Source organism: Arthrobacter mangrovi, assembly GCF_026011795.1.
In the GTDB taxonomy this organism is placed as follows: Bacteria; Actinomycetota; Actinomycetes; order Actinomycetales; family Micrococcaceae; genus Crystallibacter; species Crystallibacter mangrovi.
Genome location: NZ_BRVS01000027.1, coordinates 22,567 through 37,697 on the forward strand (window position 1 = coordinate 22,567; position 15,131 = coordinate 37,697).

Annotated in this window: 11 protein-coding genes; all 11 read left to right on the forward strand. The window is 64.8% G+C overall.

Features of this window, described 5'->3' with window-relative positions; translation table 11 throughout:
- The first annotated feature begins 75 nt into the window (after positions 1-75).
- The 11 genes from AHIS1636_RS17870 to AHIS1636_RS17920 all read left to right on the forward strand — a co-directional run bounded on the left by AHIS1636_RS17870 (position 76) and on the right by AHIS1636_RS17920 (position 14,402).
- Entirely contained in the window at positions 76-1,350 is a 1,275-nt protein-coding gene (locus AHIS1636_RS17870; RefSeq protein ID WP_264797201.1) for a metal-dependent hydrolase family protein, read from the forward strand.
- Complete coding sequence (locus tag AHIS1636_RS17875; protein WP_264797202.1) at positions 1,347-2,942, forward strand: AbgT family transporter; 1,596 nt, start codon at positions 1,347-1,349, stop codon at positions 2,940-2,942. Before AHIS1636_RS17870 ends, AHIS1636_RS17875 begins: the two co-directional genes overlap by 4 nt.
- A 409-nt stretch (positions 2,943-3,351) precedes the next feature.
- A complete protein-coding gene (locus tag AHIS1636_RS17880) occupies positions 3,352-4,917 on the forward strand; it encodes a LuxR C-terminal-related transcriptional regulator (protein WP_264797203.1) in 1,566 nt (521 codons plus the stop codon).
- A gap of 159 nt (positions 4,918-5,076) precedes the next feature.
- Positions 5,077-6,609: an aldehyde dehydrogenase family protein gene (locus AHIS1636_RS17885; protein WP_264797204.1), complete on the forward strand. Its 1,533-nt coding sequence runs from the start codon at positions 5,077-5,079 to the stop codon at positions 6,607-6,609.
- Between the two features lies 1 nt (position 6,610).
- Positions 6,611-7,717 (forward strand): Zn-dependent alcohol dehydrogenase, encoded by a 1,107-nt coding sequence (locus tag AHIS1636_RS17890; protein WP_264797205.1) that lies wholly within the window; start codon positions 6,611-6,613, stop codon positions 7,715-7,717.
- 23 nt (positions 7,718-7,740) lie between these two features.
- Entirely contained in the window at positions 7,741-9,177 is a 1,437-nt protein-coding gene (locus AHIS1636_RS17895; protein ID WP_264797206.1) for an aminobutyraldehyde dehydrogenase, read from the forward strand.
- 18 nt (positions 9,178-9,195) lie between these two features.
- Positions 9,196-10,926, forward strand: a complete 1,731-nt coding sequence (locus tag AHIS1636_RS17900) for an FAD-dependent oxidoreductase (RefSeq protein WP_264797207.1) — start codon at positions 9,196-9,198, stop codon at positions 10,924-10,926.
- Positions 10,923-11,072 (forward strand): hypothetical protein, encoded by a 150-nt coding sequence (locus tag AHIS1636_RS17905; RefSeq protein WP_264797208.1) that lies wholly within the window; start codon positions 10,923-10,925, stop codon positions 11,070-11,072. Before AHIS1636_RS17900 ends, AHIS1636_RS17905 begins: the two co-directional genes overlap by 4 nt.
- Positions 11,069-12,502 (forward strand): cytosine permease, encoded by a 1,434-nt coding sequence (locus AHIS1636_RS17910; protein ID WP_264797209.1) that lies wholly within the window; start codon positions 11,069-11,071, stop codon positions 12,500-12,502. The genes AHIS1636_RS17905 and AHIS1636_RS17910 overlap by 4 nt, the downstream gene beginning before the upstream one ends.
- A gap of 96 nt (positions 12,503-12,598) precedes the next feature.
- On the forward strand, positions 12,599-14,005 hold the full coding sequence (locus AHIS1636_RS17915) for an NAD(P)/FAD-dependent oxidoreductase (RefSeq protein WP_264797210.1): 1,407 nt from the start codon (positions 12,599-12,601) through the stop codon (positions 14,003-14,005).
- 175 nt (positions 14,006-14,180) lie between these two features.
- Positions 14,181-14,402, forward strand: coding sequence for a hypothetical protein (locus AHIS1636_RS17920; protein WP_264797211.1), 222 nt, complete (start codon positions 14,181-14,183; stop codon positions 14,400-14,402).
- Positions 14,403-15,131 lie beyond the last annotated feature (729 nt).

Consider the following 15,131-nt stretch of genomic DNA (forward strand, 5'->3'; position numbering starts at 1 on the left):
CGTTTTTTGGGACTTTCCTAAACGTCTTATAGCGTATCTCCAGCCCTATGGCGCCAGACACATTTGGAGTACGAGATGTCCCACGAAACCCACCCTTTGACAGCGTTCCGCAACGCGACCCTGGTCGACGGCACCGGCGCAGAGCCGTGCCCCGCGTCAACCGTTGTTGTATCGGGCCGGACGATTGCGTGGACGGGCCCCGACGGGCAGCTTCCCGAGTGGGCGCTTGGGGCACGACATGTCGACTGCTCCGGCCTCTTCCTGCTCCCGGGCTTCATCGACACGCATGTACACCTGACCATGACTCCCGGAGGAATGGGCATGCAGGCGCTCGACAACCCGCCGGGCTACCCCTACTACCAGGCCATCCCGCTGCTCCGACAGACCCTGGAGGCGGGCATTACCGCTGCCCGGGACCTGGGCGGCCTCGACATGGCCACAGAGCGCGCCATCGTCGAGGGCATTGTTGAGGGCCCTGAGCTGGTCTACGCCTACCGGGCGCTCGGTCCCACCGGAGGCCACGGCGACTTCCGGACGTGCTGCGGTTTCAACATGGGCTCCGCGCTCTCACCAAACGGGGACATCGGCATGCTCACCGATGGCGTCGACGAGGCGCTGCGCAACACCCGGGAGGCGATGCGCCTCGGCGCGGGCGTCATCAAGGTCATGGCTTCCGGCGGCGTCTGGTCCCCGCGCGATACTCCCTGGCACGACGGTTTGAACATCGACGAGATGACGGCCGTCGTCCAGGAAGCCGGGGCCCATGGCGTCCCGGTCGCCGCCCACGCGCAATCCGCGCGGAGCATCCGCAATGCGCTCACCGCCGGTGTGCACAGCGTGGAGCACGCCTACGAGATCGACGAGTCCGGCATCCAGCTCATGCTGGACACGGGCGCGTACATGGTGCCTACGCTCACTACCGGCCTCACCCCACCCGATCCTGCCAAGGCCGCCCCCTACGCCGTGGAGAAGAAGTTGCGGCTTCAGGAGAAGCTCCACGGGTGCATCCGCGAGGCCATCGCCGCGGGCGTTAAGGTCGCCATGGGCACCGACGCCGGAATCTGCCCCCACGGTAGCAACCTCACGGAGCTTTCCCATTTGGTCGACTTCGGCATGTCCCCGATGGCCGCCATCTCCGCCGGCACCCTTGAAGCCGCCAGGCTGCTTGGCCGCGCAGATCGGATCGGCTCCGTCGAGGAAGGCAAAGACGCCGACCTCGTACTTTCCCGAATCGATCCCCTCGCCGACATCGGCGGCCTCTCCGCCAGGGAAAACATCCTGACGGTGATGGCCAAGGGTCGCATCGCCAAAGATATCCGCCAGCACGCCACGATGGAGGCACACGCATGAGCCGGAAAACGATGGAAACGAAGGACCGCGTGCAGAAATCACCGACGGCGCCGCATGGAGGAAAGCGCGGCTTCGGCAGCGCGTGCATCGACGGCATCGAGCGCGTCGGCAATAAGCTGCCGGAGCCCTTCGCGTTATTCCTCTACCTCTTCCTGGCCATCGGTGTCGTCTCGACAGTGGTTTCCTGGTTCGGTGTCAGCACCCAGGTCCCGGGAACGGCCGAGGCGACACCGGTGCGGGGCCTGTTCTCCGGAGAGGGGATCGCTTGGCTCTTCACCAACGCGGTGGACAACTTCATCTCCTTCCCGCCGCTCGGAGTCGTCGTGACTCTTCTGCTGGCGGTCGGCGTCGCAGAACGAACTGGCCTGCTGATAACCCTGGTGAAATCGACTCTGGGCCGGGCCCCGCGGTGGGCACTGCCCTACGTGATCGCCCTCGTCGCCCTCTGTGCGCACATCATGTCCGACGCGTCCATCCTGGTCATCCCCCCGATCGCCGCTCTGGTCTTCAAGGCAGCTGGCCGCAACCCTGTCGCTGGCCTGCTCGGCGCCTACGCCGTGGGCCTCGCCGCGTTCAGCTGCACCCCGTTCATCACTTCCACCGATGCCCTGCTGGCCGGCATTACCAACGCCGCCGCTGCACCGGTCGCCCACCAGGTCCTGACCGTCACCCCGGTCTCGAACCTCGCCCTGAACATGGTCCTGTCCGTGGTGTTAACGATCGCCGGCGGCCTCGTGATCGACAGGATTCTGGAACCGCGTCTCAACCGGATGGGTGTCGGTACCGGAAAATCCGCGGAACAGGAACAGGGCGCCGCCGCGGCGGTCACCGCCGAGGAGCATGCGGCCCTGCGTTGGGCCGGCTCGGCCCTGCTCGTCGTCGTCGTCATCATCCTGGCCCTTGCACTGCCCGAGGGAGCGCCGTTGCGCAACGAGGAAGGCGGCTTCCTCCCGAAGTCGCCGCTGCTCAGCTCGGTCATCTTCCTGGTCTTCACGGTGCTGATCGTCCCGTCGATCGTCTACGGAGCCAAACTGAAGAACATCACGGGGATCCAGTCCGTCGCCGAGATGATGGGTCAAGCCGTCAAGGACGCCATCTCGTTCATCGTCGTGGCCTTCGTCCTGGCCCAGTTCCTGGCCCTGTTCACCTGGAGCGGACTCGCGTCCTGGGTCGCCGTGAACGGTGCCCAAGGCCTGGAGCGCGCGAACTTCACCGGCTTTGGCGCAGTGCTGGCGTTCGTCCTGGTGGTCTCACTGTTGAACCTCGTCGTCGCCTCCGGATCGTCCCTATGGACCCTGATCGCAGCGGTGTTCATCCCCATGTTCGCCCTCATCGGCTACGAGGCAGGCTTCACCCAGGCTGCCTTCCGCGTCGGCGACTCCGCCACCCAGGTGCTCACGCCGCTGAACCCCTACCTGGTGATCATCCTCAGCTACCTGCGCAAGTACGAACCAGACGCCGGAATTGGCTCAGTGATCGGCCGGATGCTGCCCTTCACCGTCGTGTTCTGGATCCTCTGGGTCGCGGTGCTGACGGTATTCTTCTTCACCGGAACCGGCACCGGGCCGGGAATGGACATCTTCGCCCATTAACGCCCCCGCAAGTACATGGTGCAGACCTCCGGCCCAGGCAGTTTTCAAACCCCGAGGGGCCGTGGCAGTGCCCCTGGCCCAGTAGCTCCTAGGCAGGGGCCGAACTCAACTCCGGGAGCCCGGCAGCCCTTGGACACGGCATTGAATTGCCCGCCTTCAACCAATTCCACATTGGCCGCTCCCTGCGCCCCAAGGAATCGTCATCGTCACCATCGACTGTTGAACTGGGTGCACGCGCGGCAGGCCATCCATGAAGGCTCGAATGAGCGCAGGAGATGCCGGTTCCCCGCAGAAATTCCGTGACATATGTCCGTTGGCGTCGGCGCACTGCTGAGAACCGTGTCGCGACTGCCTAGACTCACTTATCACAACCTTCAGTAAAGCTTCACAAACCTTGAGGAGGGCTGAGATGGGGGAGCACCTCATCAGTATTGGAGCGGCTGCTGCGCGGGTGGCGGTCTCTCCTTGGAAACTGCGGTCGTGGGAGCAGGCCGGGCTTTTGAGCCCCGTGCGTTCCGCCGGAAATTACCGGTTGTACCGGGAAGCCGATGTGGAGGCGGCTATGCGGATCAAGGCGGATGAGGAATCGGGGCATCGTGCGCGGCTGGTGCCTCTTGAAGTTCTTCCTCAGCCCCAGCGCATGGATCAAGGAAGCCCTCGCAAAGGCACAGAGGGGGAGAGCGATACCGGATCAACAGATTCGCGGCCTCTGAGACGAATGGCGCACACCATTGGACATGTCGAGGACGATGCCGCAGTCCTCCAGGCAGTCCTCGACAGCGGCCTCGAAATCGTACACACCGGCATCGGCACCATCTCCTATGCCGACATGATCCAGCAGCGTTACGTTCTGGTAGCCAGCCGAGGACTTTCCGATGAGTACGTCCGGGGCATCGAAACGTGGAAGTTGCATGAGGGTTTGGCCGGGCAGTCGTTCGGGCTTCGGGAACCGCTGGCTATTGAAGATCTCAGCGCCGATCCCGGAGTAGCCAGGGATATCGTGCACAAGGAGAAACTCCGTGGCTACGCCTGCCTGCCTTTGATGCGCGGTCAGCGGAGGCTCGGCATCCTTGAGGTCTTCTCCTCGCGGCCCCGGCGGTTCGGTCTGGACGATCTGGCTCCGCTGGAGGTGGTGGGAGCTACCGCCGCTGCACTGATCGAATCCTTCCTGTTGAAGCGGGACTTCCAGCAGCTGCGGTCGGAGCGGTACAGGGTTATCAGCGACTGGAGCGTCCAGGCTGCGGATGAGGCCAACAGGGACCTGGGCAGGTTTGCGGAGGCAATCCGGGCGGAGGCGTTGCTGTTGGCGGATGGATCGGCGGCCGTCGATCTGCCGGGGATGGCCGGACGCCTAAAGGGGCTGGCATTGGAAATGGAACGGGGGATCAAGGCTGGTATCGACGTCCTGCCGTCGATCCGCGACCAGCTTGTGCCCCGCCTGTCTGCCCGAACCGGCAAGGAAATTGCCATACGCATCGACGATTGGCCGGCCAGTATTCCGATCGACCTTGCGCCGCGGCTTGTCCATGTTGTTGATGCGCTGGCAGCGCCAGCGGCAGCGGCGGCGGAATCATCGGCACTCCTCGTATTTGGCCAGCGTGACGGATCGTTGTGCATTGAAGTCCATGATGACCGGGAGGCTCCCTCGGGCCTGGACCGGCTTGCGACTGTTGCCGGAGACGCGCGGTTGAGCGTGCGCGGACTGGATGGCTTCATTGAACGGGCGGCCGAGGCCGGCTGGTCATGTGGAGTCAGGGCTGTCATTCCGCACGCTTCTGCTGGTGCCCGGCTGGACGCGTTGACGCCGCGCGAGCGCCAGGTGCTGGAAGCGATGGAGCTCGGGCAGCCCAACCGCGAGCTGGCTGCAGGCCTGGGCATGTCGGCAAAGACCCTGCAGAACCATCTCACTTCCATCTACAAAAAGCTGGGTGTCACCAGCCGAGGCCAGGCGATGCGGATCGCCGCCGGGTCATAGAAAAGCGGGAAGCGGCCACCCTCATGGGAGGGGTCCTAGGTGCTTGCCCGGATATAAATCCCATGGTGATCGGCATCACCCTCGATCTAGCGTCTTCTCCTAGCAACCGATCCGAGCCTTCCGGTGCGGATCCGGACTCACAGGATGGAGACGTAAGCCATGCAGATGCTCATCGACGGCGAGTGGGTCGACGCAGAGAACGGCAACACCATAGAGGTCGTCAATCCCGCGTCGGGGACAGTCATCGACACTGTTCCGGAAGCTTCCGACGCCGATGTCTACCGCGCAGTCGCAGCGGCCGCTCGGGCCCAGCGCGGCTGGGGCCAGACCTCCGCGCTTGCCCGGGCCGCAGTCATGCACGAATTCGCCGCCAAGGTGCGGGCCAACCAGCGCGAGCTGGCCGAGCTGCTGACCCTCGAGGGCGGCTCTTCCCTGGCCGAGAACATGGATGAAATCCGCTGGGTCGCGGAGGCGACCGAGTACTACGCGGAAATGGGGCGCAACGCGGGCGGCAGGATTGTCCCGTCGCAGGAGCCGACGCTCACCAACCTGGTGCTCAAGCGGCCCGTCGGTGTTGTGGCGGCCATCGCACCGTGGAATTACCCTGCTCTGCTGCTGTCGTGGAAACTGGCTCCCGCGCTGGCGGCGGGCAATGCCGTCGTGATCAAGCCCCCGGCCGAAGCTCCGCTGACGGTACTCCGGCTCGTCGAGATGCTCGGCACCCCGCCGGGCGTCGTCCAGGTGCTCACGGGGGGCGTCGAACCCGGAATCCGGCTGGTTGAGCATCCGAAGACGGACATGGTGGCGTTCACCGGATCGGTAGCGGCCGGGCAGGCAATCATCCGCTCCACGGCGGATCAGGTCAAGCGCCTTTCCCTCGAGCTTTCCGGCCACGATGCCATGATCATTTGCGACGACGTCGATGTTGACGACGCGGTCGAGGCGGCCCTCTGGGCCGGCTTCACCAACGCCGGCCAGGTCTGCACTTCCTCCGAGCGCATCTACGTCATGCGCAACATCTTCGACGAGTTCTCCAGGAAGCTGGCCCAGCGGGCGGAGGAGCTCATCGTCGGCGATCCGATGGACCCCAACACGGACATCGGCGCCTTGGGCAATGCAAGCCAGCTCGAGAAGGCCCGCAAGTATGTGGAAACGGCGCGCGGGCTGGGCGCCACCGTGCTCGCCGGAGGCACTGAACCGGAAGGTCCGGGCCTCTTTTACCGGCCCACCGTCCTGACCGGCCTCACGCATGACCAGTTGATCGAACTCGGGGAGATCTTCGGGCCGGTGATGCCCCTGGTCCCCGTGGAATCGTTCGATGATGCCCTGCAGCTCGCCAACGACAGTGACATGGGACTGGGCGCCAATGTGCTGACCACCAACATGGAGCGTGCCTGGCGTGCAGCCAAGGAACTGCGGTTCGGGCAGGTCTGGATCAACAATCCGCTGGTGGACAATGACGCAGGTCCCTTCGGGGGGTTCCGCCGCAGCGGGCTTGGCCGGGAACTGGGCGAGGAGGGCCTGGAGACCTTCCAGGAGACGAGCCACGTCAGCTTCGACTACCAGCTGGAACGCAAGTACTGGTGGTACCCGTACTCGAGTTACTCCGAGGTCATGGGGCTCAAGGATGGGCGCACCAGCGGGTTCCTCGGGGGGCATGCCGGCACCACCGCGCAGGCAGCGGGGTCCTGACATGCACATGAAAGGAGCCGTCTTCAACGGGCCCGGGACACCCCTGCAGATCGCCGAACTTTCGGTCTCCGGACCGCAGCCGGGTGAAGTGATGGTGCGGATGACAGCCAGCGGCGTCTGCCACAGCGACTACCACGTCGTGCTCGGTGAATGGGCGGCGCAGACCCCGCTGGTCCTCGGGCACGAAGGAGCGGGCATCGTGGTCGAGGTCGGCGACGGCGTCACCGACGTGAACGTCGGCGACAGCGTCGCTCTCTCCTGGACACCGTCCTGCCGCAGGTGCCTCTACTGTGTCTCCGGCCGCCCCCAGCTGTGCACGTCGGCGGTACAGAACGCCTATCGGAATGTACTTCCGGACGGCACCACCAGGCTCAGTCGCGGCGGTGACCCGGTGTACAGCTACCTCTCGGTCGGATCGTTCGCGGAGTATGCGGTGGTTCCGGAAAGCGGAGCCATCAAGATCGCCGACGACGTCTCACCCGCCATCGCAGCGCTGGTCGGCTGCGCGGTCACCACCGGCGTTGGCGCCGCCATGAACACGGTTCCGGTTGCACCGGGATCGACTGTTGCAGTGATTGGAGCCGGCGGCGTCGGCCTGTCGGCCATCATGGGCGCACGCCTGCAGTCTCCTGCAACAATCATCGCGGTGGACCTTTCCGAGGAGAAACTCGAATTGGCGCGCCGCGCCGGTGCCACGCACACCATCAACGCCCGGGAAACCGACGTCGTTGGGGCCATCAAGGAGATCAGCGGGGGCGACGGCGTGGAGTATGCCTTCGAGGCGATCGGGCGGGCCGGCACCATAGAGCAGGCCTATGCCGCACTCGCCCCGGGAGGCACCGCCGTCGTTGTAGGCCAGGTCCCCAGCGGAGTGAAGATCTCCATTGATCCGATGGCCATGTCCGGCCGGGAGCTCACCCTCACCGGCAGCAACTACGGCTCATCCCGGCCCTCAGTGGATTTCAACCGCATCCTCGGTCTGCACAGCAGCGGAGCGCTCGATCTTGAGCTCCTCGTCGGCGATCGCATTCCCCTGGCAGACATCAATGAAGCCTTTACCGCCATGGGCTCAGGTGCGACGGGACGCACTGTCATCGAATTCCCCTGACCCCCAGCCGAGAAAGAGACAGCATGACAACCACAACCTTCGCGGCCGCGCACATTGCCGGTGAAGCGCGCGCGGGCTCCGCCGAACGTGTCCACGCCGCCGTTGATCCCTCCACCGGGCAGACCATCGCGGAGGTGCCCATTGCGGACGCCAGCATGGTCCATGCCGCCGTCGTGTCGGCGCAGTCTGCGTTCGACAACTGGGCGGACACGACGCCGGTGGAACGCGACACGATGCTCAACGCTCTGGCGGACCGGCTCATCGATCATCAGCAGGAACTGGGGGACCTCGAGGCACGCAACACCGGCAAACCACGCGGTGTTGCCTTCGACGAAGTCGCCGGCGCCGCTGAGCAGCTGCGGTTCTTCGGCGGGGCGGCACGTGTACTGGAAGGCAAGGCCGCCCGCGAGTATGTCGCCGGGCGGACGTCGTTCATCCGCCGTGATCCGGTGGGCGTGATCGGGCAGATCACCCCGTGGAATTACCCGCTGGTGATGGCGGCCTGGAAGATCGGTCCGGCCCTCGCCGCCGGCAACACCATTGTGCTGAAGCCGAGCGAGCTGACGCCGCTGTCCACGCTGCGGCTGGCGGAACTTACGGCCGACATCCTGCCACCGGGTGTGTTGAATGTGGTGGCCGGCGACGGGTCCACCGGAGCTGCGCTTAGCGGGCACCCCGGGATCGACATGGTCTGCGTCACCGGGAGCGTAGGCACCGGCCAGCACGTGCTCCGTGCTGCGGCTGAGCGGGTGAAACGCACGCATCTTGAGCTGGGCGGCAAGGCACCGGTGATGGTTTTCCCCGACGCCGACTTCGCCCGGCTTGCCGAGACCCTCAAGGTGGCAAGTTTCTGGAATTCCGGCCAGGACTGCACGGCCGCCTGCCGCCTGCTGGTGCAGGACAACGCGTACGACGACCTCATGGCGGCCCTGGTGCCGGCGGTTGCCTCCCTGCGCGTCGGCGGTCCGTTCGAAGCGGACGCCATGGACATGGGGCCGGTGATCTCTGCGGCCCAGCGGGACCGGGTCACCGGATTCATCGACCGGGCCTCAAGTGCGGGGGCCGACATAGTCATCGGGGGTTCGGCGACGGGCCCTGCAGGCTACTTTGTCGAACCGACCATCATCGGCAATGTGGGGGCTGACGCGGAGATCGTCCGCAGCGAAGTCTTCGGCCCGGTCATCACCGTGCAGCGGTTCAGCGACGAGCAGGAAGCCCTGTCGATGGCCAACGGGGTGGACTACGGTCTTTCCGCTTCGGTCTGGACCGAGAACCTGGGCCGCAGCCTGCGACTGGCGCGGAAGCTTCAGTTCGGCGCCGTCTGGCTCAATGACCACCTGACGGTGGCCGACGAGATGCCGCACGGCGGCTACAAGATGTCCGGCTACGGCAAGGACCTGTCCACTTACGCCATCGAGGACTACACCGTCGTCAAGCACGTGATGGCTCGGATCGACTAGCCGGCAGGAAAGGAACCCATGGAAGAGCAAACCAACTACGACGCGATCGTCGTTGGAGCGGGATTCGCCGGCCTGATCGCTGCACGCGATCTTGCCGCCCGGGGCCAGCGCGTTGTGGTTTTGGAGTCGCAGGAGCGCATCGGCGGGCGCACCTGGTACAAGGAGTTTCCGGGCAGCGGACGCAAGGTCGAGTACGGCGGAACGTGGTTTTCCACGGAAAGCATGAGTAGCCTCGCCACGGAGATTGACCGCTACAGAGTCGAGGTCGTCGACCAGCCGGCGCCCAAAACCTTCGTCTGGGATACCGGCGGCGTGCGTCGGGCGACGGCACCGATTCCCGCGGAGGAATTCGGGGCAGCCGAAGCCTTCCTCGCCGCCCTGCACCGGGCGATGGCGGCGGTGCCGGGAGGCGCCATCGTTGCCGGGACGGATTACAGCGAATGGGACGTCGCCATCACCGAGTGGGAGCCCACGAAGGCTCTGCCGCTGGCTTCCCGCGAGTTTGTCTACGCCTGGGCGGCGATGTACGGCGGGTGCGCCCCGGGGGAGGTCAGCGTGTTGCACTACGCGCGCATGATGGCCGAGTTCGGCGACCGGGCCAGTGCACTCTATGACGGGCTAGCCCAGAAGTTCGCCCACGGGACCACACAGCTGGCCGAAGCAATCCTCGCTGACAGCGGCGCCGACATCGTACTCTCCACCCCGGTGACGGCGATTGCTCAGGATAGCACCGGGGTCCGCGTGGACACGGCCAGGGGTCCGTATACGGCAGAGACGATTGTGTGCACGGTTCCCCTCAACGCGCTGCATCGCATCCGCTTCGAACCCCCGCTTCCGTCCGACAAAGCCGCAGCTATCAGAGCGGGTCACCCTTGCCGCTCGATCAAAGTGTGGGCCCGGGCAACAGGGGTCCCCGAGGGACTGTTCGCACTGGGCTGGGGCGGCCCCATCCAATGGCTTAGCAACGAGTACTCCCTGGCGGACGGCAGCAGCCTGGTAGTGGGCTTCGGATACGATCCCCAAGCCCTTAGGGCGTCTGACCCCCGCGCCGTGGAGGCGGCCATCCGGAAGTATGCGCCTGACGCCGTGGTTTTGGCCTGCGACGCACATGACTGGGACAGTGACGACAATTCCGACGGAGCCTGGAGTATCTGGGGTCCCGGATGGGTAGTGGCCGGCCACGAGCAGGCCTTCGACAAGCCACACGGCCGGGTCCACTTTGCCTCATCCGACCTGGCGAAGCAGTGGCCCGGCTGGATCGACGGAGCCATCCACTCGGGGGCTGCCCAAGCCCGGAAAGCCGCTGACCCTGACAACCAAGAAAAGGAAGGTAATGGCATGACGGAGAAGACATTGGCGGCTGAGCAGGCGGCGGTTTTCCGCAGGACCGATATACCAGCCGTATCACCGGACTGGCCTGGCGTCCGATCACGCTGGATTACACCTCCGCCGGCCGAAGGCGGCTGGATCGGGGGACTGCTGGCCGAATGGGAACTGGAAGCAGCCGGCTGGGCAGATACCCATCCGCACGACGAATACGCCTTCGTGATCGAAGGGGAGCTGCACGTCGAATGCGCCGGCGTCGAACATGTCTTGTCTCCCGGCGACACCATTTGCGTACCTGGTGGTCAAACGGGCCGCTACTGGGCCCCTGTGTATGCGCGGATGCTTGGCGTCTGGGGGCCCAATCCCGACGGCGACGAGACAGAGCACGGAGAGTGTTTTGCCATCAAAGGAGATGCACAATGAATGAGCTCGACGACCGCTTGTCAGCATTGGAAAGGCCGGAGAACCAAGGGGAACCGCTCGACCGGCAGGGATTCTTCCTGCTGGCCGGACTGACCCTTGTGCTTCCCGCGGCGCTGCTCCTGGTGGGGCTGGTGTTTCCCGCATGAGCAGCCAGCAGAACTCCTCCGCCATTGTAGAAGGCTCACTGCCCCTGCTGCCCGGGCAGCGCACCTGGGGGCCCCTGGCCCTGTTCGGCAATTCGGCCTCGGCCGCGGTGGCCACCTGGTGCTTCATCACCGGCGGATACATTGCCTACTGGCTTCCCGCCGGGCGGGGCAGCATCGCCATCACGGCCGGCACCCTGCTGGGCCTGTTCATCATGATGCTGGCCGCGGTGCCCGCCTCAAGCCGCTACGGCATCGAAGCCGTCCGCTCCACCCGCCCGCAGTTCGGCGTCCGCGGCTCCAACTTCGCTCTGGTCCTGGTGCTCTTGATCATGGCGGGCTGGAACGCAGTACTGACCATCTTCCTGGGCCGCGCCGCAGCTTCTGCGCTCATCACCATGAACGTCCTTCCGGAGGCCCAACGCGCCGCGGCGGAAATCGGCTTCGGGATCCTGGGTTGCCTGGTCGTCTTCATCCTGCTCCGCAAGGGCCCGGACACCCTGCGCAACATCGGCCCGGTCATCGCCGTCAGCGTGATCGCGCTCTCCGCCGTCATCATGATCATCCTCGTGACCAACGTTGGTCTGGAGACCATCTTCGCGGCTCGTCCCCTCGAGCCCTACCCCAGCGAGCGACTGAACTACGCCCTGGTTACCGAGCTGGGCATCGCCGGTGCCGTGGCCTGGTGGCCATACGTCGGTGGCCTAACCAGATTCAGCAAGTCCACCCGCGGCTCCATCCTCCCCGTGGTCCTCGGACTGGGCGTGACGATGAGCCTGGTCATCATCATCGGTCTGTTCGCCAGCCTCGCAGTGCCGGAATCGGGTGGAGATCCAACAGCCTTCCTGATCGAAGTAGGAGGACCCGTATTCGGAGTAGTCGCTCTCGGGTTCATCGTGCTGGCCAACATCGGCACCACCATGATCGGGGTCTACGTCTGCGCACTCGCCCTCAAACAAGTACCGTCCATTGACCGGAAAGTCAGCTGGAAAGGCTCCACGGCGATCTCCATCCTTCCGGTACTGGCCATCCTGGTGTTTTTCGCGGGCCCCTTCATGGACAACTACGGGACCTTCCTGGCGTTCGCAGGCGTGACGCTCGGACCGATCTGCGGCGTCCAAATCGCCGACTACTACTTCATCCGGAAACAGCACCTCGACGTGCGGGCACTCTTCACCGAGGACCGCGGAGGAACGTACTGGTACTTCGGCGGGGTCAACCCTGCCGGCTTCATCGGGGCCGCCGCCGGTGTTGCCACCTACCTCCTGATCCTCGATCCCGTGCACTTCACGGCCCGGCCCGGCTTCGAATACATGACCGCTACCATTCCGGCAACTATCGCCGCAGGCGCATCCTATTGGCTGGCCATGCGTTTAATCCCTGGACTGTGGACGCGGAGCGCCCCCCAGTCCCAGCGCCTGCCCGTGGCCTAGGCATCCCCAACCGGGCGGCAGGCGTGCTACTCGACAACGCGCGCCTGCCACTCCCGGTTTTACAACCTCAATCTGACACGACACAGGAGCTAGACCATGACTGCCGTATCGGCCGAGCCCCTCAACGGACACCTCGGCTTTTGGATGGCGAACCTGCAGCCGGAGCATCTGTCTCAGCCCCGGTTCGAGGGGGAGGACACCATTGACCTGGCCATCATCGGCGGCGGGCTGACCGGCCTCTGGGCCGCCTACTTCGCCAAATCACTCGACCCTTCGCTTTCCATCGCCGTTTTAGAAGCGGAACGTATCGGCTACGGCGCTTCTGGCAGGAACGGCGGCTGGGCATCGGCCCTCGTCCCCGGGAACCGTGCCCGGTTTGCCCGCGCCGCCGCCGAAGGCAAGTCCGCCAGCATAGCGTTGCAGCAGGAGTTCATCAGATCAGTGGACGGCATGCTGGACACGCTCGGCGGTGAGGGCATCCAAGCCGACCAGCACAAAGGCGGGACGCTCTCGGCCGCCCACACAGAGGCCGGACTCCAGCGGCTCTTGGACAAGCGCCAGGCAGACCTTTCCTATGGCTACGCACCGGAACAGGTTCAGGTTCTGGACCGGCAGGAGTTCAAGAACCTGATCAATATCGACGACGTCCACGGAGGGCTCTTCTATCCTGATGTTGCACGGATCGATCCCGCCAAACTGGTGCACGGCCTGGCCGGGGTACTGGAATCCAAGGGCGTAAGGCTGTACGAATCCAGTCGTGTACTCTCCGTGGAGAACGGCACCGTCACCCTTGAAGCAGGGAGGGTGAGGGCACCTATGGCCTTCATCTGCACCGAGGGCTATTCCGCCCCGCTGCTTGGACCCCGCAGGCTCATTCCCATCAACTCCTCCATGATCGTTACGCAACGGCTGGACGACCGGGACTGGGAACACATCGGCTGGAACGGCCTCCAGTGCCTCAACGACTCGGCCCATGCGTTCATTTACGCGCAGCGCACCGCCGACAGCCGGATCGCGATCGGCGGCCGTGGCATGCCCTACCGGTTCGCCTCGGGAACCGGAGGACACGGCCGGACGTCGGAGGCAACCGTGCGCCAGCTGCTGCAAAAACTGCACCGCTTCTTCCCCGGCATCGAATTCAGGGCCGAGCACGCCTGGTCCGGAGTTCTGGGCGTGACCAGGGACTGGAACGCAAGCGTCACGTGGGATCCGGGATCCGGCGTCGGCGCGTCCGTCGGCTACGCCGGACACGGTGTCACCTCCGCCTTCGTCGGGGCACGAACCCTCGCCGAGCTCGCACTCGGACACAAGACCGAGCGAACGCAATTGCCCTGGGTCGGTTACCGCTCACGCAGCTGGGAGCCGGAACCCATCCGCTGGCTCGGCGTTCACGCGATGTACCGGCTGTTCGGTATAGCAGACGCATGGGAGGAATGGCGCGGCTCGGCCAAGACCTCGGCCCTCGCGAAATTCGGCAGCCGCCTGGCCGGCTTACACGAATAACCAAGACTCCCGAACCCATCCGTAGCCAACCGGCGCGACGCTCCCGCTAGCAGCCCTCTTTCTGCATCCCGATCACCCACGGCGGCACGCTTCCATGCACTAACGGCAACGTGCCGCCGCCGCACCAAAGAACCAGGCGCTTGCGCCGGACAGTACGAGACGAAAGGAAACTGAGGTGGAATGGCCACCCGAGCAAGACTGGGAAGATCTCTTGGGCCAACAGGTGCAGATCCGAAAGGACGGGCATCTGATCCGAATCGGATACGTAGAGGACGTGACACAGACCGGTGATGCCCTCTGGCTGGAAAACCATGGCATCGACCCGAGAAAACTCTTCACCAAGGCAGATGGATACACAGCCACGAGCCTGACCGCGGGACTGCAGAACCAAACATGACAGCAGCCGCTACCCGACACTCAGTCCGTGTCACGGCCCCTGACAGGGCATGGACCGTTTCCTGGACGCAGCGGTCCACCAGGTTATGAAAGTCGCCCTTGCGCACCGCACCTGCGGAATTCTCGTGACCCGGCATGAAGATGCACACTTTGCAGTGGAGCTCGACGAGACCATCCCGTTCGGGTACACCGAAGAACACGACTGCAGGCGCTGCACGCCGTTGTGGGATCTTGCTGGAGGCGACAGCAGAGGAGGGTCCTCCAAGCAGACAAGTCAAAGCACCTTGTAGTGGTCGGAAGGGCGCAATCCTGTAGACATACAGGGTGTCCTCCTCGGCATCAAGGGTAAACAGCAAACGGTAGTCACCACGGAGTGCCGTGCGCATGCGCAGCAGTTCGTTGGTCAGCGGCTTGCAAAGGCGATGGGGGTATCGGCAAGAACACCGGTAACGACTCGCTGATAGCGGCGGCCGCCTTTTCCGGCAGCCGCCGAAACCCCTTAGTCACATGGCTGGCGACTCCGACCTTCCACTGGCCCTGGTCTGCCGATGGTGATTCACTCACCGCAGCGGAAGGCCCGACCCCGGCCCAGGTCATCAACGCTAACCGTGCTGCCTTCGGCGACAGGCAGTGTACGGTTTCCTGCAGGGACTCCGATGATCCATGGACGTGAGCGCAGCGGACGGCTGCCCGTGCCGGAGGTCCGGCCTATCGCTAGCCTGACTATGGC

Excerpts from the sequence above, each read along its gene's own strand:
- AHIS1636_RS17900 (WP_264797207.1), top strand. The coding sequence starts at position 9,196 with ATGGAAGAGCAAACCAACTACGACGCGATCGTCGTTGGAGCGGGATTC.
- AHIS1636_RS17875 (WP_264797202.1), top strand. The coding sequence starts at position 1,347 with ATGAGCCGGAAAACGATGGAAACGAAGGACCGCGTGCAGAAATCACCG.
- AHIS1636_RS17890 (WP_264797205.1), top strand. The coding sequence starts at position 6,611 with ATGCACATGAAAGGAGCCGTCTTCAACGGGCCCGGGACACCCCTGCAG.
- AHIS1636_RS17910 (WP_264797209.1), top strand. The coding sequence starts at position 11,069 with ATGAGCAGCCAGCAGAACTCCTCCGCCATTGTAGAAGGCTCACTGCCC.
- AHIS1636_RS17870 (WP_264797201.1), top strand. The coding sequence starts at position 76 with ATGTCCCACGAAACCCACCCTTTGACAGCGTTCCGCAACGCGACCCTG.
- AHIS1636_RS17880 (WP_264797203.1), top strand. The coding sequence starts at position 3,352 with ATGGGGGAGCACCTCATCAGTATTGGAGCGGCTGCTGCGCGGGTGGCG.
- AHIS1636_RS17895 (WP_264797206.1), top strand. The coding sequence starts at position 7,741 with ATGACAACCACAACCTTCGCGGCCGCGCACATTGCCGGTGAAGCGCGC.
- AHIS1636_RS17885 (WP_264797204.1), top strand. The coding sequence starts at position 5,077 with ATGCAGATGCTCATCGACGGCGAGTGGGTCGACGCAGAGAACGGCAAC.
- AHIS1636_RS17915 (WP_264797210.1), top strand. The coding sequence starts at position 12,599 with ATGACTGCCGTATCGGCCGAGCCCCTCAACGGACACCTCGGCTTTTGG.
- AHIS1636_RS17905 (WP_264797208.1), top strand. The coding sequence starts at position 10,923 with ATGAATGAGCTCGACGACCGCTTGTCAGCATTGGAAAGGCCGGAGAAC.